Below are 20,215 nucleotides of genomic sequence, written 5' to 3'. Positions count from 1 at the left end.
GAATGAATAATAGGAGATTTCAAACGTTAAAAAGTAGTTTTACGAAAAATAAGTTTGTACTAATAGGAGTTATTATACTTGCGGTTTTAACAATTGCATCGATATTTGCATTCGTATCGCCGTACGATCCTAGTAAAATGTCGATTTCAGATCGTTTACAAGAACCGAGTATGAGTCATCCTTTCGGCACGGATGATTACGGAAGGGATTACTTAACGAGGGCATTATATGGCGGAAGAGTTTCACTTGCGGTCGGTTTCCTTGCGATGGTTGTTTCCATTACAATCGGAACCGCAGTCGGAACAATTAGCGGATATTTTGGCGGAAAGTTAGACAACTTCTTAATGCGAATTGTGGAAGTACTTATGTCAATCCCATCATTCTTCTTAATGCTGTTATTAAATGCTTATTTAAAACCAGGGATTACGACGTTAGTTCTTATTATTGGATTACTAACATGGATGGACACCGCTCGTATTGTAAGGGCAGAAACGCTATCTGTAAAAGAGCGTGAGTACGTTTTATACGCAAAAGTATCAGGACAGAAATCACTCACAATTATTGTAAGACATATCATTCCTAACATTTTATCAACCATTATTATCGCTGCGACATTAACAATTGCGACATCGATTTTAATGGAATCATCACTTAGCTTTTTAGGTTTAGGTATTAGAGAGCCAGATTCTTCTTGGGGTAGCATGCTAAACAATGCGCAAGGATATATTGGCGAAGCTTGGTATTTAACACTCTTCCCAGGATTCCTTATCCTTTTAACGGTACTTAGTTTTAACGTAATTGGTGAAGCATTGAAGAAAGCTTTCGCGCCAAAAGGAGCTGGAAATGAAAACTAAAGTGTTACGTGAAAGGAGTGAGAAGCGTGTCTGAAAAACTATTAGAAGTGAAAAATTTAAAGACTTCTTTTTTCATAGAAAGCGGAGAAGTAGAAGCAGTTCGCGGCGTTACATTTCGTTTAAATAAAGGAGAAGTAGTTGGTATCGTTGGGGAGTCTGGAAGCGGAAAGAGTGTGATGGCGAAGTCTGTTATGTCTCTCGTTACATCACCAGGGAAAGTGAAAGAAGGGGAAATTCTTTTTCATAATGAAAATATCCTTTCTAAATCTGAGAAAGAATTACGTTCTATTAGAGGAAATCAAATTTCACTTATCTCTCAAGACCCAATGTCAGCGCTAAATCCGGTCGTGAAAATTGGGAAACAAATGATGGAAGTAATTATACGTCATCAAAAAGTGAAAAAGAAAGAAGCAGAGCAAATCGCGGTCAACTTGTTAAAACAAGTCGGTCTTTCTTCACCAGAAGAAAGGGTGAAACAATATCCGCATGAACTAAGCGGAGGTATGAAGCAGCGAGTTATGATCGCAATGGCGATGTCTTGTAACCCTGACCTTCTCATTGCGGACGAACCGACGACAGCACTTGATGTAACGATACAAGCACAAATACTAGATTTAATGAAAAACTTAAAAAACGAAACGAACATGGCGTTACTTCTTATTACGCACGACTTAGGAATTGTCGCGCAAAACTGTACGCGTGTCATCGTTATGTATAGCGGACTTATTATGGAAGAAGGACCTGTACTTGATATTTTCCAATCGCCGAATCATCCATATACGAAAGGGTTATTAAACTCTCTGCCAAAAATCGCAAACGGCGTAAAAGAAAGACTTGCTCCCATTCAAGGTGTAACGCCAAACTTATTAAACCCGCCACAAGGTTGCCCGTTCGCAGAGCGTTGCCCGCATGCGATGGACATTTGTGAAAAAGAACGTCCACCATATTTTGAAATCGGAAACGAAAGACGTTCCATGTGCTGGCTAAACGATAGGGCGGTAGGTGATTTTCATGCATGAAGAAAACTTAATTGAAGTTCGGAACTTAAAAAAGTATTTTCCTATTAAAAAAGGACTATTCGGCAGAAAAACAGAGCAATTAAAAGCAGTCGATGACCTAAGCTTCACAATTAAAAAGGGTGAAACATTCGGATTAGTAGGAGAATCGGGCTGCGGAAAATCAACGACAGGAAGAAGTATCATTCGCTTACATGATGTCACTTCAGGTAACGTTTTATTCGACGGAAAAGACATCGCAAGTTTAAAGGAAAGTGAACTAAAAGAATATCGAAAACGAATGCAAATCATTTTCCAAGATCCATACGCATCATTAAACCCGGCAATGAATGTATTCCAAATTATTAGCGAGCCAATGAACATTCACGGCTCTTACGAAAAAGAAGAACGAAAAGAAATCATATTAGACCTGCTAAAAAAGGTAGGTTTAAAAGAAGAACACTTATATCGCTACCCGCACGAATTTAGCGGAGGCCAAAGACAGCGCATCAGCATTGCGCGCGCACTATCTGTAAAACCAGACTTTATCCTATGTGACGAACCAATCTCAGCACTTGATGTCTCAGTCCAAGCACAAGTCGTAAACATGCTGCAAGACATTCAAGAAGAAACAGGCGTCACATATTTATTCATCGCGCATGACCTATCGATGGTAAGACACATATCAGACCGAATCGGAGTCATGTACTTAGGAAACATAGTAGAAATTGCCGATAGTGAAGACTTATACACAAAATCGGCACATCCATACACACAAGCACTACTCTCATCTATGCCAGAACCAGATCCAACAAACACAGGCAAAGAACGGATCATCCTAGAGGGAGAAGTACCAAGCCCACTAAACTCACCGTCCGGCTGTAAATTCAGAACGCGCTGCAAATTCGCCACTGAAAAATGCGCACAGGAAGTACCGAAGATGGTGGAGATTGCGAAGGGGCATCATGTGGCTTGTCATTTGTTTTAGAGGAAGAGCACTAGGGGGGACCTGGTGCTTTTTTCTTTGTAGGTGGACGTGGTGTGGGATTGGTTGTTGGTTTTGGTGATAGTTTTCACGAAATTTGTCGGTAAATCGATATGTTGTGTCGAAACGTTGATATATTCGGAGTTACGATCGATATAATTGAATAATCGTTGATATATTTTTGTAAAGAGTGGGATTAGTTGTAGATTAATGTAGAAATTTAATGTTTTCGAAAAAAAGAATTGACTTCTATATTAGTTGTAACTAAAATAGTTACATAAAGATGTAATCATTTTAGTTACAACTAATATCTGCTAAAAATATGATTTATATATTTAATTAAGGATGGTGGTCCATACGTTGCCACCCGGTGTAGAAAATTACTAACACATTCAAATCAATGCATATTCTAAGCTTTAGTATTTTCTGTTACGGGGCAATAAGGTGCAACGTTATCTTTTATTAAAAACCTTGGTGGATCTTTCTTTGGAAATATTAGTTTTGGGGAAATATAGTAAGGTATCTAAAAAAGAACAAGGTATAAAAATATGTACTTATATAAACCAAAAATTTAGTTGAGCTGGATAATAAAAAAAAGGTAGGAGATTTAAATGGAGACGAAACAAGATAATCTTATTTACGTATGGGATGCATATTGTGGATGGTGCTATGGTTTTTCAGAAAGTATTAAAGGATTTTACAAAAACCACACTGAAGTACCATTAACGGTTTTATGTGGAGGGTTATTTTTAGATAATTTACCAATGAAAAACTTCTCATATATAGAAGAAGGAAATAAAAGAATTAATCAACTTACAGGTGCTGAATTTGGTCCTTCATATCAAAAATTGGTGGAGGAAGGGACTTTTAAAATGAATTCGAAAGATGCTGCAATTGGCTTTTCAGCTTTACGCTCATTAGCGCCAGACCGTTTATTAGAATTCACTTCGGCTATGCAAAAAGCGTTTTATTATGAGGGCCAAAGTCTGAGTGATCCTGAAACATATCGCAAAATTGCAATCGAACATGGTTTGGACCCTGAACAAGTATTAGAACGTTTAAACGCTCAAGAAACAATAATAGATGTCCAAAATGATTTCAATAAAGTTCGACAGCTTGGTGTTAATAGCTATCCTTCCTTACTTTTACAAAAGGATAATCAAATTATTCCTATTGGTGGTGGCGTAATGACGCCGGATAAAATTGAAGCGCGTTTTAAAAATTTATATTAAGAAAATTTAGGATACAGTAGCAAACATGTTATCTTAGACCACCTAACGTTGATCTCCGGAATATTCGCCAGTACTATTACACTTTCAGATGAATGGGAGTGGGAGATTTTATCCCGCTTTAACGGGCAGTAAGACCCCCACCTCAAAATTCAGTGGAAGCAAAGAAGTTAGGTGGGGGGGTCAACTGTCCGTAAAAGTCCGATTGGTTCAACTAATAATCAGTGGGGGATGAACAAAACCCCCACTGATTAAAGTTTCACTTTATCGGAACAAGATAAAAATATGATAATTAGTTAATAACTTTAACAAAAGGAGAATAACATACTATGTTTAAAACAATCGATACAAATCAAAAAGATGTGAAATTAACGGTGTTTAGTTCGGACGAAAAAAGCTTTATGGTCACAGCAACATTAGTTGAGAAAGCAGGACATGCATTTTTAATAAACTCAAAATTTACTCAATCTGATTCGAAAGAAATTATTGAGTATCTGAAAAAAAACAACTTATCTCTAGATAAAATCTTTATTATTCATGGGGATCCAGACTACTACTTTGGATTAGAGAGCATTAAAGCCGTTTACCCAGAAGCTATAGCGTATGCAACAGAGTCTACTGTTGAACATATCGTTCATTCTGTCTTAGGAAAATTAAAAGTTTGGAAAGACGCCCTTGGAGAAAATGCGCCAAGTAACGTGGTATTACCTCAAGTATTTAAAGAAAAAGCGATTGATTTTCAGGGGTTAACATTTGAACTAGTAGGCTTAGATCATTACAGAACTAGCCTATTTAATAAAGAACTAAAAGTATTAATTGGTGGTATTGATGTATTTAACGAAATACATGTATTCTTAGCGGATACTAGCTCAAAAGCGGCTATGGAGGCATGGATTGAGAACTTGAAAGTATTACAAGCATTACATGCTGACATAATTGTGCCTAGCCATGGATCAATCGAAAAATCCCTAAATAATCAAGCACTTACTGCGACAATGGATTATCTAAGAACGGCGGTTCAAGCTTCTGAGGAAAGTGGAACTTCAAAAGATTTTGTGGCAAAACTTGAAGCAGCATATCCAGGCTATGCAAATAAAGGTGTATTAGAATTAAGTGCAAAAGTTGTAACAAAAGAAATGCCTTGGGGTTAATGATATGAATAAATATCAAAAACTATTACATGAAACGTATGTGTTAACTGGCGAAGGGAAATTGGATGCGTTCAAAACGTATTTAAGTGAAAATGTATCTTGGACAGAAGCTGCTGGGTTTCCATATGCAGGTACTTATATAGGTCCAGATGAAGTAGTGAAAAACGTACATGAACGTCTTGGCACGGAATGGGATGACTATAGTGCTAAAGATGAAATTTATACTTTTAATAACGATACTGTTATCGTGTATGGAAAATATAGTGGAACATATAAAGCTACAGGGAAGTCATTTGTAGCAGATTTTTGTCATCTTTATAAGTTTGATGAGAACGATAAGGTTAAGAAGTTTATTCAAATTGTGGACAGTGCAACTGTTAATGAGGTATTAAGTTAGAGTTAATCGTTTCTAATATGCCTTGTATAGGGGGAGGTTAGGATAAATGAAATTCCTAACATTACCCCTGACATTACATTTTGGGGAAGGTTTCTCCTTCTTCAAGCTTTTTATAGAAGAAAACTTATTTAAGTAGAAGAGGTAGGTATATATGAAATTAGAGAAAAGTTTAATAGTAATAATTATTTCTGTGTTTATTTTAGGAATTGTATCGACTTTGATATTTCAAGCTTCCACCGGTAATAACAAAGGGAACTCAATAAAGAGCGAAAATGTCGCTTCTGTATCAAAAGAAGTAAAAGAAAATGAAAAGAATAAAAAGATGGTAGTTGATTTCTATAATGAAGTTTTTAACAAACATAATATCGATACTATCCCTAAATATGTTAGTGAAGATTATAAGCAACATAATCCTTTTGTTGCTGATGGACGAAAAGCCTTCATGGATTTCTTTAAGGAGGATTTTGTTAAAAATCCTAATTCCTCTGCAGAGATTAAACGTGTAGTAGCTGAAGGGGATACAGTTGCTCTTCATGTACATTCTCGTACTAATTCTCAAGATAAGGGAGTTGCTATAGTGGATATATTTCGTATCAAGGATGGAAAGATTGTCGAACACTGGGATGTAATTCAAGAGATTCCAAGTGAAGCAGCTAATGATAATACGATGTTTTAGTTAGAAGATATATTTAATAATTGTTTAAATGATAGTGCTGTATAGAGTTTAGAAATTTAGATAAGTAAAGGAGATGTCCTAGTACCATGCCTGGGACATCTCCTTTTTGTTTTAACGATATTTAATTTATTGTTATTTGTATTTTTTTATGTACTACTATTCAAGTACATATCATTTCAGGCGGTTTTCTTTTATCCCGCATTAACGGGCGGTAAGATCCCCATTTCAAAATTCAGCGGAAGCAAAGAAATTAGGTGGCGGGCTGCCCGTAAAAGCCCAATTGGTGAGGGCTGATTAAAGTTTCACTTTATGCTTCTATATCTTTTCACTCTTCTACACCAGCAGAAGCAAATCAGATAAAAATGTAGGGCTTAAGTAACTAAAATAAAGAAAAAGCCATACAAGTAGTATGACTTTCTTTGCGGAACAATTAAGCTTGTGGTGCAGGCGGTCTTCCATTGAAGTTAGAACGTTTTGGAATTCCTTAAATTAAGAACAGAGTGGGATTAATCCTAGCCCAATTACTAGCGCTGTTTTCTACATACCTTACTTTTTTACGAACAGATTTCAACTGATTTAATAATTCATCACTATTAAATCGTTATAAGCTTCTTTTATACAATATTTCATACAACAATATCAGCTTCTCGATTTTTTGCAACAGGACCCATTTTAATGACTTTAATAAGGATACGTATAGTAACGAAGAAACGATTCTATAAATACATAAGAATCGTCCTTTCGTTTTGCAAATGATGCATTAATATCAGTCTCATACTATTTTCATGGTATGGGTAAAAATAGTTTCTTTTTAACCTACGCTAAATTGTTATAATTTTTTTTGCTCTAGAGGCCAATTCCATATCATGTGTAACAAATATTATCGTTTTTCCATCTTCATTAAGGTCTTTTAATATATTAAACACTAAATCTCGATTATTGTTATCTAAATTACCAGTTGGCTCATCAGCTAAAATGTAGTCGCATTTTTTAATAAGTATTCTTGCTAAAGCGATTCTTTGTTGTTCTCCACCACTAAGCTCAAAAATTTTTTTCTTCTCATAATTAGGCAAATTCACTTTTTGTAAAGCTTCTTTTATTATTTTTCTTTTATCGATATTTTTTTGATATTCTAGGGCTATTAATAAATTTTTCTCTACCGTTTCGTTTTCCATTAAAGCGTAATTTTGAAATAGATAAGCTAATTTTTCACGTTGCAATAGTAAGGTTTGCTTTTTGTTTGGATTCATTTGTTCTTCTATAATTATATCTCCAGAGTCGCTTTGTTCTAATAAACCAATAATATTTAATAACGTCGTTTTTCCTTTTCCACTTTCCCCAACGATTGCGATGAAGTCTGTATCTTCAATCTTCAATGAGAAGTCTTTTAATACAACTTTATTACCAAATTTCTTATTTATATTCACTAATTCAATCATTACTAATGTTCTCCTTTTATGATAGCATTGAATGTTTGATTGCTTAATTTCTTATCAAAGAAATAGCTTATTAAAATTTCTAAGATTAGGATCAAAATACCTATAGAAATCACATAAGTATCAATAACATATATAGATACAGATATAATAGGTATAATATTTACTAATAACAATAAAGTAATCATAATTTTATTGCGCTTTATAGCGCTAAATCCAAATAACTGTTTAATATACAAATTGAACTTGTTTTTTTCATAGTAACTAGAAATAGTGTTATAAGTTATTAGAAAATTCGAGACGATTAATATGATCATTGCGATCAATAAATTTTCTTTTTCTGTTTTTAGGTTTTGAATTTCAAACGCTAAACGATCATATACTGAGGTGATATTTTGTATAGTTGATTGAGCCTCATTTTTAGTAATAGTAGCCCTTATACTATCGTATGGTTGCTCACTATTAGTTTTAAAATAAAATTCAGATGCAACATATGACAAATAAAAGGATTGATTGAAGATACCTGTATCAATAATTGCAATAGGATCTCTAATGAGATTTTTATCTTCCGCTTTTATAGTTGAATCATAAGTAAAATAATCTTGATTATTTTTTACATATATAATATTTATATTTAACTCTTGTTCTTTAGTATTATTTTTCTCTCTTCCTAGTTCCTCATTATAAATGTTATCAACTTCAACTTTTTGGAAATAAAAATGTTTTCTATAATTCTTATATATTTCCTTCTCATATTCCTTTAATTTTTCAGGCACTAATATATTCATAGTATTCGAATCATAAATAATTTGCTCTTTGATTGTTTTTTTAACTGATTTAATAGGATTATAAGATAAATAGTTTGAATTTATAGTAACACTATTTCCGGAAGGTTCTAACTTCGGATCCCCATTTTCATTATTTAAATCATAGATATACTTTCCATCTATTTTGTCATAATTTGACGTACTAATTAGAAAGCCACCATGTTGTTTTTCCATATCCAAGTAAAGGTCTTTCATTTTTTTGCTAATTTTTTCTTCCGCACCTAAATCGTCGCCCTTAGCGAAAGTAACTTGAGTTTTATAAATATGTTTAGTTTTTGACCAATTAGATAAATTATCTATCTTTTGATTGAGTTCATTCGATAGGATTTTCCAATGATACGTGGACAATAACATTACGACTATAAATAGAAATTTTAAAGTGAAATTTAATGTGCTAACTAATATATATGGCTTGTTACCTTTTATTTTTGAAACATTTATATTTCTAGTAAAGGCTACTATCGTAATTATTGTGATAGGTATAATTAAAATAAAACTCAATGTAATTGCTATAATCCAAAAAATACATGATAATTCAAAATAAAAATCTGTACTATCTGTAAATATACAATACATAATAAATAATACATAAATCATAAGACTTGATAGTATCATGATTTTCCCTAAATTAAAGATAAAGAAGCTAACTATTTTTTTTCTTGTATAGCCTAATGTTTGCATGATAGCTATATCTTTCAATCTACGAATGATATAGTGAATAATCGCAACAAAGATGCATAATACAATCAAAAATATACAAAATATTTGAAACCCATTGCTCTCAAGTAAATATATAAAATTGGCTTTATTTTCGCCAAAAATTTCTGTTTTAGCTACATTTTCATTTAGTTCTTTTAACATGGCATTTATTTTTTCTTTATCTTGAGTCGAGATATAGTACATACCACTTCCATCAAAATTTTCATCTGCACTTAAAGGTTGGATAGTTATTTTAGTTTTCGAATCTATTCTTTTTATAATACCAATTTGATCTGTGCTCTCAATTTCAGAAGTACTTATAAATTTGTTTGAATTTACTTCTGGAAACTTCCCTGATTTTAACTTGATATGGTTATTTAAACCAGTATCAGTTGTAAAAATATGTAAATCATTTTCTCCCGGGTATATGTATTTTGAAATATTCACATTATATTTCTTTGCTAAACTTTGTAAAAATTCAATGTAATTCTTAGTGTAACTTTTCTCTTCTTCAAAATTTAAAGTAATACTAGTTGTATTTTTATAGAATAACTGTTGTGTTTTATATTCTTTAAAAATATTTAAAGATAAAAATGCAGTTAATGCCAGCGTTGCTGCCATTAAAATAAAAATGATTTTTTTCATGCAAACACCTCTTAGAAAAATCTAATATCACTAATTATCTATATTCAAAAACAAGAGAAGTTTTTAAACTTCTCTTGTTTTTGAATATTATTTATTATCGTAATTCGCTTTATTTGTACCACTAGATGTCCATGTAGCTTTTGCTTTGCTAAATACATCTTTCTTCTGCCATTTTCCATCATTGTAGACGCCTTTTCCATTTGTAACTGTTGCTCTACCTTGTTTTGTATAATGTTTATATTCGGAAATGACGTTTCCATCTCTTTTTCCTCTAATCCAATACCCACCGTCTGCTTTACCAGACGTTACACCTGCGTATAACTGAGGTTTATTGCCAGAATTGTTTTCATCTGCTACAAATCCTTCAGTTATTGTGCTATCCGCTGTCACAATTTCGGACTTTCCAACTGTTTTTTCTGCGGCAAATACATTCATTGAAGCTGGAACTACTAAAACACCTGCAGCAATTGCACCGATAATAGCTTTTTTCATACTAATTCCCCATTTCTATCAGTTTATATTTTGTTAATATTTTACACTGATGGAAAATCTTACAATGTAAATTTACCATATCCTCATTTTTTTGTAAATAAAAAGTAAATTTTCAGTTTATAATAATTGTTTTTAATTCATTGTTCATATATTCATCTTTATTATTTTTTCGGGATCAAGAAAGGGTATTTTAAGATTTAAATGTTAGTTGAAATAATAACGCCTTTCAAATAAGTTAAGAGGTTTTATTATTATTTTATGAGAGAACAACAGCGAAAAAAGCAGTGAAATAGAAGTTTCTAGTAACAAATATTACTGTGGAAAATTTGATAATTATTGGTAATATTGGGATATACTTATATGTTAACATAATATAGGATTGTATTGTTATTAAAAATTAAAATATTCAAAATTAAAAAAAGATCAACTCTATTAAAGAGTTGATCTTTGTAGTGGAAGTAGTTTTTAATTGGACAAATTACCCTATGAAAAGAAAACAGTTCTGTTGCAAAAATAAAATACAATAACTTAACATGGCACAATAATATTTGGGACAGAATCCAATACATATTATTAAAATTAAGATAGTTCAAGTCGGCAGAAGACACCTTTAGGTGTCTTTTTTTTATGAATTTCAAGCCCACCTATTTCCGTAGGTGGACTACTTGTGATTTTACACAATTAAGTTATAGCAAAAGCATTTATATCGAAAGTAATTAAAATTAACTTTGTAACCCTAATAATCTCCATTGTTTTATTATCTTTTATTTTAAAATGAAGTCTTTTCCCTATACGTTCACTAATTACAATATTTCCAAAGGCTAATTTACGCAAATGTTGTACAATCAAATCCTCTGTAATTCTTGTTTGCTTACTTAAATCAAAAACTGACAACGATCTATATGTAATCAATTTACAAACAATTGATAAGCGAGTAGAATTCCCTAATAACCCTAAAACTTTTATATTTTCTGTATAGAAGCTAAAATCCATATGAAAAGCATGTAACAGATCTTCCAACCTCCTAAAATAAGATGAATATCAACCAAAATATCTTAATATAAAAATAGTGAAAAACCCAAAATATCCCAATTATTAATTGGGAAAATAATACTTGAATGGGAGTCCAATACATATTCTTAGAATTAAAGTGATTCAAATCGGAGGAAGGAACCTTTGGGGTGCCTTTTTATTTATGGAGTTTATTAGAAAATATTTGAAATATAATACAGTAGATTATATTATTATGTGTGTATGATTTCTGGTTTTAAAAATTACAAAAATTAATAGGGGGGAAACAATAATGAAGTTAGGAAAATTAGCATTAATTGGGGCATTAACTTTTAGCGGTTTTACTGCAATAGAAATGAGTAAACCTACCTCACAAGCAGCTGCAGCTTACTCAGATCCACTTAATGATGATTGGGGATTTAAAACCATTGTGGATTTACAAAATTCAGAGGAAAGTACATATCAACCAGATTGGAAGATTAGGAATTTAATAACTGGTGATACATTTTACTTAACACAGCACTTTGGTAGAGAACATTTTGGTGCGCAAATGAAAATTTTTAAAATCCACACAAATGGTACCCTAGAACGATTCCAAACAATAGAACCAGAATTTATTCCTGGAACAGAAATTTGGCAAACCCCTATCACAGATAGCTATACAAGCGGTACTTATGTCGCTGCAATTAAATATCGTGGTGAATTCACGTATTCAAATCAATTTACAATCAATTAGGGATATAACGTGATCATTTATTTTTTACGAAACTCACCCTTTTGCTTCCGACGGCGACGAGGAAGCAAAAGGGTGGGTTTTTTGTTATCTTTTTCTAAAATTTGTTTCCTAAAAACATACGCAGACACTTCACGTACAATGGCTTTCACAAATTCTTTTAGAAGCTCAAACAAAAACTCCATAGGTATATTACCCCTTTCCTTCCAAATGGAAAGAAGGGATAACCAATCAAATTCACAATAAACAGTTAATCCTATTTTATTATACTAGTACAATCTCACCAATATAAAAAAGACCACCATTACTGGCAGTCCTTTTTTGGTAGTTTTAGAAATTAAATTATAACATATTAATATACAAATTATAAATATACTTTTACAAAAGATACTATAAGTTTTTTATAATTCTTGATTTCTCAATTTCCATTGCATACTGAATTTTCCTGTAAGTATTAATAACTACCATTAAAATTATCAATCCACTAGATTATTAGAAAAAACTGGTTATCTACATAATCATTTGGTAAAATATAGATATAATGTAAGGGGGGAAAGTTAATATAGATCAACTAAGTAATGCTAAGAAAATGTTTTATTGCATAAAAAAAGGCTCCATTGCTGGAGCACTCAAAATAAACAAACGAATTAAAACAAGAAACAGACAATTTAACTATATAGATAAAACATAAATGAATCTATATATATGTAAAAATGCATATAAAAACTCTATTTATTGATGCTATAATAGTTTTACTCGATGATTGTTATATTTTTTTATGGTTTTTAAGCAATAAATACCTTCTTAACACCAATTGTACAAGTAAAAGAAGACATCTTAAGCGATGTCTTCTTTTCTTATATAATAACAACACAATAAAATTAAGATGGTTCAAGTCGGAAAAAGGAACCTTTGGGTGTCTTTTCTTTGTCGAATTTGCCTAATAGGGCAACACCACATTGCTATCAAGTTAAAAATTTTTTTCACCCAAAACCAAAAAACGAGCTGAATTCACATAAATAACTATGGAAGAAAACAAAAACTTGGGATTAAAGAACTTGTGATGTATGACTATATTGGCTGTTTTTATCCAGAAGGATACATGAATCCTGATTATACATTTGTATTTAATCATGAGGATATTGAAGGAATTATATTGTAGGTTTTATAGATGAGGAAGAAGAGGCATTTGTAGGATTGCTTAATTGAATAGGATCTAGAAACAGGTAATCTTCAAATTTTGATAAAACTAGCAATCTCCACGCCGAAATTGGTTAAATTATAAGGGGGAAAAGCTGGTCACGAAAATGATGAAGAGATTACTATTTTCAAATCAGTTGGTTTGGCTGTAGTAGATACTATCGTTGCGAATTATTTGTATGAGAAAGTAGTGGAGCGCGGGATGGGATTGAGCTTTGAGGGACTGCCTTTTGGTGGTCTTTTTTTGCATAAAATCTTGTAAAGCTAGAAAAAGTAGGATATTTAATGATTAGAATTGAATATTCATATTCTAATATTCAATAGAAAGATAAAACGTTTAAAAGTTCAGAATAATAAATTATAATATGTTTAGTAAAATTAACCAATAAATATTTTGCTCATTATGTATTAAAGGGGAAATGAAAATGGCTGGACAAATTCGTATGTCACCAGAGGAGCTTAAATCGAAAGCGGCTCGATATGGACAAGGTGCAAATCAAATTGAGGACATTTTAAGTCAACTACAAAACTTGCAAAATGAATTAAGAGGAGAATGGGAAGGTCGTGCTTTTGAAGGTTTTGACCAACAGTTCAATCAATTAAAGCCAAAGGTACAAAACTTTGCACAGCTATTACAAGAGATTAATATGCAGCTTAATAAAACTGCAGAGGCTGTTGCTTCTCATGATGAAGAATTATCACGTAATTTCGGTTTGAAATAAAAATTGTCGTACTCTATATAACAAGTATTTTAAATGAGCCATACAGCTTATATTGTATGGCTCATTTGATTGCATGCCCAACTTAGCTGGACACACGTTTAAAAAGAGTGATATTGATAGGGAGTTTTCATATATTTATTGGGATTTCTTTGGCATGTTCTGAAAATTAGAGAAAGGATTTGAGTGATGGGACAATTTCAAAGTAATTTTCAAACGGCACAACAAATTGCTACGCAGATGAGAACAGCCTCGAATATAATCCAAAGTGCAACAAATCGTTCTATAACAAAGGCGACGCGTACAACATTATCTGTTAATTCCAAAGCACAAGAAGCGAATCAACAAATGTTAGATTTTACGAAACAATTTTCCACTGTCTTTCAACAAGCGGTCGATAATATTCATTCAGTAGCCCAAGAGTTTGAGAGAATGGATAACGAACTTCACAACACTTTTCGCTAATGTGACAACCTACGTAAAGGTAAAATAGTAGGAGGAATATAATGAGTCAAGATATTGAAAAACAAATCAATCAAGTAAATCAAAAGTTAAGAAGTGTATTTGAAGAACAAGACCGAAATCAATCCGCGATTCACATTCAGGAGCAAGCGGAAGCAGATTTTTATGAATGGAGAGGTCGAAACCATCGTTTGTTTGATCGAATTTTAGGAACTTGGCATGGTGATAGAGAAATGTCTCAGTTTTTTATGAATACATATCAAGAGGCACAACATATTGAACGAAAAGTCACATTTGAATTGGAAAACAAAAAAGAAACGTTGCTTAAAGAAAGACGAAACCTTAGTGATTTAGAAAACGACCTTTCCTATCAACAACAACAATTAGCGAGGGAGGTCAATGCATGAGCTTAAATATGTATTTAGGAGAAGTACAAGGCCAAACTCAAAGCATGAATGCTGTATGTAACGCTACTATTCAAGGTATGGAACAAGTCATTCAGTCAATTGATGCCTTTGCAATTGATACTGTTCTACAAGGACAAACTTATAGCAGTGCAAAATCATTTTTTATACAAACCTTTCGTCCTTTAGCGCAAGGAATCATTTATCTGTGTGAAGAGTTAATTCGCCAGAACGATGCTTTTCCAAGTCAATTTCAATCACAAGTCGCTTCCACAGATGTAATTGAACAAGAAATATTAGAACAAATTCGAGAAATTGACCGAATGAAAGCAAGTATGGAAGCCATCAGTCAAGCTATGCCAATCCCAGGTATGGACGCTATGGCGAATCTTTTTACTGTGATGAGGAAAAAACTGCAAGAAAAGCTGGATCATTTGTATCAATTCAATCAGACCTCTAGTAATAATTATAGTACAGCACTTCAATTAGCAGCTAGTATTGCTGCAGGTCTTGCGGAAGTTCAAAGTGGAAAAGGCTTTAGTCCTGCAAGTGGTACATTTAGTACGCAAGGGTTGAATATGGAATGGACAACTTCAATTCAAGCGATTACAGAAGAGAGGGCACGACAAGCTACCAATTCAATTGAAGAAGGTGAAATGTGTGGTAAGCTACCTGAAAAATCTACTGGTGAAAAAATTTGGGACGGTATTGTAGATGGCACGGGACAAGCAGTTAGCGATACAATAGACGGAATAAAAGCTTTAGGGGATTGGGAAACGTGGGAAAACATGGGGAACGCTGCTTTGCACCCTATTGATACCCTCAGTACCATGTATAATGCATTGTCAGATTCATTTATTAATGATGTAATAAATGGAGACGCAGAAAGTCGGGCAAAGTGGGGAAGTTATGCTTTAACACAAGTTGGATTAGGACTTATTGGTGATAAAGGATTAAGTAAAGTATCGAAGGTAGCAACTACTGCAAATCTAACAAAAGGTATGTCCAGAGTAACTAATTCTGCTACATATAGAAATGCAATAAACGTATTAAATAATTTTAATTTAAACATTGGAAACCGTTTTGCTTATGCTGGTATTGGGGGAAGTTCTTTAAAATCTAGCTTTATTGATGCTTATCAAACAGCTAAGGATAAGCTATCACCTTATCAATATACTAAAAGGACTACGGATGGTGACATTTTTGTTGGTAAATTATATGGAGAAGATGTAATTCTTAAAGATGTTAAAGTTGATGAAATTACTTACTCTAAGAGAACTCGAGAAGAAGCTGCAAAACTTAGAAGGGTTTTTCAAAATACTGTAAAAAAGGAATTCCTTTACAGTTTGGCAACTAATCCTGAGAAGATTCTTGAACTTAAGAAAGCGGGTATACCAGATTTTGAAATAGAAAATATGAAAAAAGGAAAAAATCCATCAGGGTGGCAAGTACATCATAACCTCCCCTTAGATGATGGGGGGACAAATGACTTTGAAAATTTAACTTTAATACAAAATCATCCATATCATAAGGCTATTACTAATACACAAAAAACACTAACTAAAGACTTGACTCATGGAGATAGTATTGATATAGATTGGCCTATACCAAAATATAATATTTATCCTAAAGGGGAATAAATTGAGAAAGAAGGTTTTTATATGTGGAAAGATACGCTTTTAGAAGTTGAAAAAACAATGAAAAGTTTTAACCTCAAACTGAATAAACCAGCAAAAGATACTGAAGTTCAAAGATTAAGAGAACGTGTTAAAGAAAGCTTTAATATTGATTTGCCTAATGAGTATGAGGAATTTCTTAGAATTGTAAATGGCTTCGAATTTGATGGTCTGATAATTTATGGAGTTGACCCTTCTTTACTAGAAACAGAAAGAGATGAAACAGTTTATGGACTTTTAGAAAATAATAAGATTTGGTATGAGAATGAGTGGCAACAAGAGTACCTTTTCCTTGGAGATTCAGATATAGCATGGTTTTGTAAAAACATATCTGAAGGTACTTACTTAGAACTTGATAAACCATCTGGTACAGTGATGGAAACATATAATGATTTCAATACAATGCTTGAGGAAGCATTGAAACCAACTCTTCTTTAGTAAGGAGGTAGTAAAAATTATGTTTAACTTTTTGAAAGAATGAGACAATTTCAAAGTAATTTACAAACAGCAACGAAAATTGCTACGAAAATGGGATCAGCCTCTGATAGGATTCAAAGTGCAACCAGTCGTTCTATAACAAAGGAGAGTAAAAATGAAAATTTGGGAATTAAAGAGTTCATTTGATGACTATGAATCCTTTCAACTATTGAATTTAGAAGAAGATTCTAAAAAGTATTTTAAAGGAAAAATTGACTCGGCAGTAAAAGCATCTGATTCATGGGGAGAAATACGTATTAAATGTGTAGAAGAAGGAAATCAAAGTGATTTGCCTCATTTTTGAGGAGAAGTTGGTACACCGATGGTTAGTGGGAAAGCTAAAAAATTCTTAGAGTCTATACTTGGTGATAATGTAGAATTTCTTCCCCTAATTCATGATGTGACGGGAGAAGTGTATTATATAATTAACGTTTTAAATGTAATAGATGCTATTGACTATGAGAAAGCTATACTAAAGAAACTACGTTCTGGCTTAGTAATAGATTTCAAAAAATACGCATTCTTACCTAATATGGTTAAGAACCAAACAATATTTAAAGTTTACTTAAATGAAATATTACATACTCCTTCCGTTTTTGTATCAGATGAATTTAGAAATACAGTGTTAGAAAGTGATTTAAAAGGTTTTGAATTTATAGAGGTATAGGATTCAGAAGCAAACATGTAAAAGAAAGTCCTAAAATAATTGATAGGAGTTAGTGACATGGATGCAAAGGTTTTAGAAATTCTAAGAATGTTAAACAATTATGAGGGAAATGAAAAAGAAATTTTTGAACTGATTCAAGCTGAAGCAATGGTGAAATTTATATGTGGAAAAATCTGATTTTAGAAATTGAAAAAATAGAGAAAAGTTTTAATGATAAACTGAATACACCAGCAACAGATAGTGAAGTTCAGAAATTAAGAGAACGCATGAAAGAGAGTTTTAATGTTGACCTACCGAGTGAATATGAGGAGTTTCTTAAAACTGTAAATGGATTAGATTTTAACGGGCTAGTACTTTATGGAGTCGACTCTTATTTGTTAGATACAGAAAGGGACGAATCAATTTGCGGGCTTATAGAAACCAATGAGATTTGGTATGAAAATGAATTTCAAAAAGAGTATCTTTTCCTTGGAGATTCAAATATAGCATGGTTCTGTAAAAACTTATCAGACGGTACTTATCTAGAACTTGATAAACCATCAGGTACGGTAATGAACACATATAATGATTTTAATACAATGCTTGAGGAAGCGTTAAAAATAACCCTTCTTTAATAGGGGAGAGTAAAAAATATGTTTAATTTTTTGAAAGAATATGTTGTAGTAGACAGAAGTGCCCGTTCTAAACAAAAATCTATTTTTTATCCTTTACCAAAAGAAGAGATAGCAGAAGCAGAAGATTTGTTGAAAATGCAGTTTCCAAAAGAACTAAAGCGTTTTTATGAGGAAATTGGCTATGGATTTTTAAAGACTAATAAGACTCTTATTAACAGATTCATGGACCCATTTTCTGTTGTAGATTTTCGTTTAAGACAAGATATTTATGAATATAATCCCAACCTAGATGATGATGAATCATTAGTGTTTTTTGAAGTATCAGAGATTAGCTTTTTAACAATTAAATTTAAGCAGGAAAATGAATTAGGTCAATGTCCTATATATTATGGTTCAACGAAAATAGCGGATTCTTTAGAAGAATTTTTAATAAAAATGGAAGGAAATCCTGATTATTATATTTAATAGATATCAATTCTATTTTGTAGAGTGTGCATTATTGGTTCATCATTTTAAGAAATGTTTTCTAGCTTATGTGATTGCGAAGACAAATAATAATTAATTATGAGTAACAAAAGTAAGACTTATGTGAATTACGCATAAGTCTTTTTAATATTATCCCCAAGTTAAGAAGATTGAGGGGGAAAATTTTCATGAATCTAGGGGGGCTAGTTTAAAAGAAATTAAAAGACAATTAAATATACCTAGATTTCAACACCCGATTAGTAAAAAAATGGTACCATTAACAGATAGTAATGGTAAAAGGATATTAAATGATAATAAACAGCCTATTATGACTCGAGAATTTACATATGAAGTAAAAGGACAATCAAGATCATTCAGAGGGTCATAAGTTTGGAGAAGGTGGAGTTGGAGATCATCCACTGCATCATAATGTAAGACCTGAATACAATACACGAACAGGACAGGTAGATGGTATAGAGGATCATTATTATTTTGAGAAGAGAAATAATAAATAGGGAGTATAAAAATGATTGATCAATTTAAAATTTTAAATCCCCAAGCGTTAATTAGTATTTTTGGGGAAATACCAAAGTTGGAAGAATCAGAGTTATTAGATGTGCGTCTTAAAAGAGATGGGCCGACTTTAGTTATTCAATTGATGACAAAGGAAAATGTTGAAAACAAGCCAAAGCGATGGAATAAGTGGGATGTAATTTATGTAGAGATATCTTTCTTTACTATTCATAATTTAACAATAAAAGGTTTAGGGACAGAAAATATAATTGATTATTTTGAAATAAATACGATAGAAGAAGAGGGTTTATTAAAAATTAAGTGTAAGAATCAAATGTTAGTTGAGTGCTCGTTTGAATGGGCAAAGGTAGAAGGGGTAACCCCAGGTTTAATAGGATTAAAATAATTTTGATGGGAAGTAGATAGTTAATTTTTATAATATTCATATTTTAATATTTTGGGGTTAAATAAGGAATGTATAAAGGACATTTGAAACGTTGATAGTATTGCAAACATATGAAGCGGAAATTATTAAAATTAAGACACCTGATTATATACCTGTATTAGGTGATTATGATAGAAGTGTCAAAGGTGAGATTATAATAGGTGGGTATGGTTATAGATTCCGCAGGAGTTTCATTTAAGTTTGAGAAGGAAGCGAGATAATAGAATGCAAAAATTTTCAAAAATAGTTATATGTGTTGGTGCGTTAATAATGATTATACTGGGCATGATTGTACATGATACATGGAAGGATAGGATTTATTTTTCTTTAGCTGTACTTTTTGTTACCGTGCTTTCTTTAATATGGAATATAGTTGCTCATAATATTATGGATAAATTTAAAAAAAAAGAGAATAAATAGCTATGAAACTTTTAATGATTGGA

23 protein-coding genes and 4 pseudogenes are annotated in these 20,215 nt (G+C 32.2%); 22 read left to right on the top strand and 5 right to left on the bottom strand.

Annotated elements, in window-relative coordinates; all coding sequences use genetic code 11:
• The first annotated feature begins 2 nt into the window (after nucleotides 1-2).
• The 7 genes from F3I02_RS30765 (at nucleotide 3) to F3I02_RS30735 (ending at nucleotide 6,287) form a co-directional block, all read left to right on the top strand.
• Entirely contained in the window at nucleotides 3-854 is an 852-nt protein-coding gene (locus F3I02_RS30765) for an ABC transporter permease (protein WP_196478742.1), read from the top strand.
• Nucleotides 855-880: 26 nt separating this feature from the next.
• Nucleotides 881-1,873, top strand: coding sequence for an ABC transporter ATP-binding protein (locus F3I02_RS30760; protein WP_196478741.1), 993 nt, complete (start codon nucleotides 881-883; stop codon nucleotides 1,871-1,873).
• Complete coding sequence (locus F3I02_RS30755) at nucleotides 1,866-2,837, top strand: ABC transporter ATP-binding protein (RefSeq protein WP_196478740.1); 972 nt, start codon at nucleotides 1,866-1,868, stop codon at nucleotides 2,835-2,837. Before F3I02_RS30760 ends, F3I02_RS30755 begins: the two co-directional genes overlap by 8 nt.
• Nucleotides 2,838-3,445: 608 nt before the next feature.
• Nucleotides 3,446-4,066, top strand: coding sequence for a DsbA family protein (locus tag F3I02_RS30750; RefSeq protein ID WP_000448622.1), 621 nt, complete (start codon nucleotides 3,446-3,448; stop codon nucleotides 4,064-4,066).
• 326 nt (nucleotides 4,067-4,392) lie between these two features.
• Nucleotides 4,393-5,214: an MBL fold metallo-hydrolase gene (locus F3I02_RS30745; RefSeq protein ID WP_046945322.1), complete on the top strand. Its 822-nt coding sequence runs from the start codon at nucleotides 4,393-4,395 to the stop codon at nucleotides 5,212-5,214.
• A 4-nt stretch (nucleotides 5,215-5,218) separates the two neighbouring features.
• A complete protein-coding gene (locus tag F3I02_RS30740; RefSeq protein ID WP_001046364.1) occupies nucleotides 5,219-5,611 on the top strand; it encodes a nuclear transport factor 2 family protein in 393 nt (130 codons plus the stop codon).
• Nucleotides 5,612-5,762: 151 nt separating this feature from the next.
• Entirely contained in the window at nucleotides 5,763-6,287 is a 525-nt protein-coding gene (locus F3I02_RS30735; RefSeq protein WP_000764220.1) for a nuclear transport factor 2 family protein, read from the top strand.
• Nucleotides 6,288-7,108: 821 nt separating this feature from the next.
• On the opposite strand, the gene F3I02_RS30730 is transcribed toward F3I02_RS30735, so the two are convergent.
• The 4 genes from F3I02_RS30730 to F3I02_RS30715 all read right to left on the bottom strand — a co-directional run bounded on the left by F3I02_RS30730 (nucleotide 7,109) and on the right by F3I02_RS30715 (nucleotide 11,379).
• Entirely contained in the window at nucleotides 7,109-7,726 is a 618-nt protein-coding gene (locus F3I02_RS30730; RefSeq protein ID WP_000571715.1) for a putative bacteriocin export ABC transporter, read from the bottom strand.
• Between the two features lie 2 nt (nucleotides 7,727-7,728).
• Nucleotides 7,729-9,894, bottom strand: coding sequence for a DUF1430 domain-containing protein (locus tag F3I02_RS30725; protein WP_196478739.1), 2,166 nt, complete (start codon nucleotides 9,892-9,894; stop codon nucleotides 7,729-7,731).
• 87 nt (nucleotides 9,895-9,981) lie between these two features.
• Nucleotides 9,982-10,386 (bottom strand): lactococcin 972 family bacteriocin, encoded by a 405-nt coding sequence (locus F3I02_RS30720; protein WP_000709112.1) that lies wholly within the window; start codon nucleotides 10,384-10,386, stop codon nucleotides 9,982-9,984.
• Nucleotides 10,387-11,067: 681 nt separating this feature from the next.
• The gene (locus F3I02_RS30715) at nucleotides 11,068-11,379 is read right to left on the bottom strand and encodes an ArsR/SmtB family transcription factor (protein ID WP_000347620.1); all 312 of its coding nucleotides are present in this window, start codon (nucleotides 11,377-11,379) and stop codon (nucleotides 11,068-11,070) included.
• Nucleotides 11,380-11,689: 310 nt separating this feature from the next.
• Between F3I02_RS30715 and F3I02_RS30710 the strand changes: the two genes are divergently transcribed.
• A complete protein-coding gene (locus F3I02_RS30710) occupies nucleotides 11,690-12,133 on the top strand; it encodes a DUF5065 family protein (RefSeq protein WP_086411029.1) in 444 nt (147 codons plus the stop codon).
• A gap of 17 nt (nucleotides 12,134-12,150) precedes the next feature.
• On the opposite strand, the gene F3I02_RS30705 is transcribed toward F3I02_RS30710, so the two are convergent.
• Complete coding sequence (locus tag F3I02_RS30705; RefSeq protein ID WP_165498060.1) at nucleotides 12,151-12,315, bottom strand: hypothetical protein; 165 nt, start codon at nucleotides 12,313-12,315, stop codon at nucleotides 12,151-12,153.
• 839 nt (nucleotides 12,316-13,154) lie between these two features.
• Between F3I02_RS30705 and F3I02_RS30700 the strand changes: the two are divergent.
• From F3I02_RS30700 to F3I02_RS30635, 14 genes and pseudogenes are all read left to right on the top strand, one after another.
• Nucleotides 13,155-13,339 (top strand): annotated as a pseudogene (locus tag F3I02_RS30700) (DUF4176 domain-containing protein); the annotation flags it as partial.
• Nucleotides 13,340-13,415: 76 nt separating this feature from the next.
• Nucleotides 13,416-13,592: pseudogene (locus F3I02_RS30695) on the top strand (hypothetical protein); the annotation flags it as partial.
• Between the two features lie 163 nt (nucleotides 13,593-13,755).
• Nucleotides 13,756-14,052, top strand: coding sequence for a WXG100 family type VII secretion target (locus tag F3I02_RS30690; RefSeq protein WP_000918591.1), 297 nt, complete (start codon nucleotides 13,756-13,758; stop codon nucleotides 14,050-14,052).
• Nucleotides 14,053-14,238: 186 nt separating this feature from the next.
• Entirely contained in the window at nucleotides 14,239-14,514 is a 276-nt protein-coding gene (locus F3I02_RS30685; RefSeq protein WP_163050692.1) for a TIGR04197 family type VII secretion effector, read from the top strand.
• Between the two features lie 41 nt (nucleotides 14,515-14,555).
• Entirely contained in the window at nucleotides 14,556-14,918 is a 363-nt protein-coding gene (locus F3I02_RS30680; RefSeq protein WP_046945326.1) for a DUF3958 family protein, read from the top strand.
• Nucleotides 14,915-16,555: a T7SS effector LXG polymorphic toxin gene (locus F3I02_RS30675; protein WP_196478738.1), complete on the top strand. Its 1,641-nt coding sequence runs from the start codon at nucleotides 14,915-14,917 to the stop codon at nucleotides 16,553-16,555. Before F3I02_RS30680 ends, F3I02_RS30675 begins: the two co-directional genes overlap by 4 nt.
• A 21-nt stretch (nucleotides 16,556-16,576) precedes the next feature.
• Nucleotides 16,577-17,029: a YrhA family protein gene (locus F3I02_RS30670; RefSeq protein WP_000265345.1), complete on the top strand. Its 453-nt coding sequence runs from the start codon at nucleotides 16,577-16,579 to the stop codon at nucleotides 17,027-17,029.
• A 39-nt stretch (nucleotides 17,030-17,068) separates the two neighbouring features.
• Nucleotides 17,069-17,182 (top strand): annotated as a pseudogene (locus F3I02_RS30665) (TIGR04197 family type VII secretion effector); the annotation flags it as partial.
• Between the two features lies 1 nt (nucleotide 17,183).
• A pseudogene (locus tag F3I02_RS30660) lies at nucleotides 17,184-17,735 on the top strand (imm11 family protein).
• Nucleotides 17,736-17,896: 161 nt separating this feature from the next.
• The gene (locus tag F3I02_RS30655) at nucleotides 17,897-18,349 is read left to right on the top strand and encodes a YrhA family protein (protein ID WP_000265791.1); all 453 of its coding nucleotides are present in this window, start codon (nucleotides 17,897-17,899) and stop codon (nucleotides 18,347-18,349) included.
• A gap of 18 nt (nucleotides 18,350-18,367) precedes the next feature.
• Complete coding sequence (locus F3I02_RS30650; RefSeq protein WP_196478737.1) at nucleotides 18,368-18,814, top strand: SMI1/KNR4 family protein; 447 nt, start codon at nucleotides 18,368-18,370, stop codon at nucleotides 18,812-18,814.
• Nucleotides 18,815-19,233: 419 nt separating this feature from the next.
• Nucleotides 19,234-19,329 (top strand): HNH/endonuclease VII fold putative polymorphic toxin, encoded by a 96-nt coding sequence (locus F3I02_RS34265; RefSeq protein WP_225986704.1) that lies wholly within the window; start codon nucleotides 19,234-19,236, stop codon nucleotides 19,327-19,329.
• 11 nt (nucleotides 19,330-19,340) lie between these two features.
• Complete coding sequence (locus F3I02_RS30640; RefSeq protein ID WP_000566927.1) at nucleotides 19,341-19,733, top strand: immunity 50 family protein; 393 nt, start codon at nucleotides 19,341-19,343, stop codon at nucleotides 19,731-19,733.
• Nucleotides 19,734-19,997: 264 nt separating this feature from the next.
• The gene (locus F3I02_RS30635; RefSeq protein WP_196478736.1) at nucleotides 19,998-20,192 is read left to right on the top strand and encodes a hypothetical protein; all 195 of its coding nucleotides are present in this window, start codon (nucleotides 19,998-20,000) and stop codon (nucleotides 20,190-20,192) included.
• The last annotated feature ends 23 nt before the right edge of the window (nucleotides 20,193-20,215 follow it).

It is taken from the genome of Bacillus sp. SRB3LM, from assembly GCF_015712745.1.
GTDB lineage: Bacteria > Bacillota > Bacilli > Bacillales > Bacillaceae_G > Bacillus_A > Bacillus_A thuringiensis_K.
This window is presented reverse-complemented; position numbering and strand designations above follow the sequence as displayed.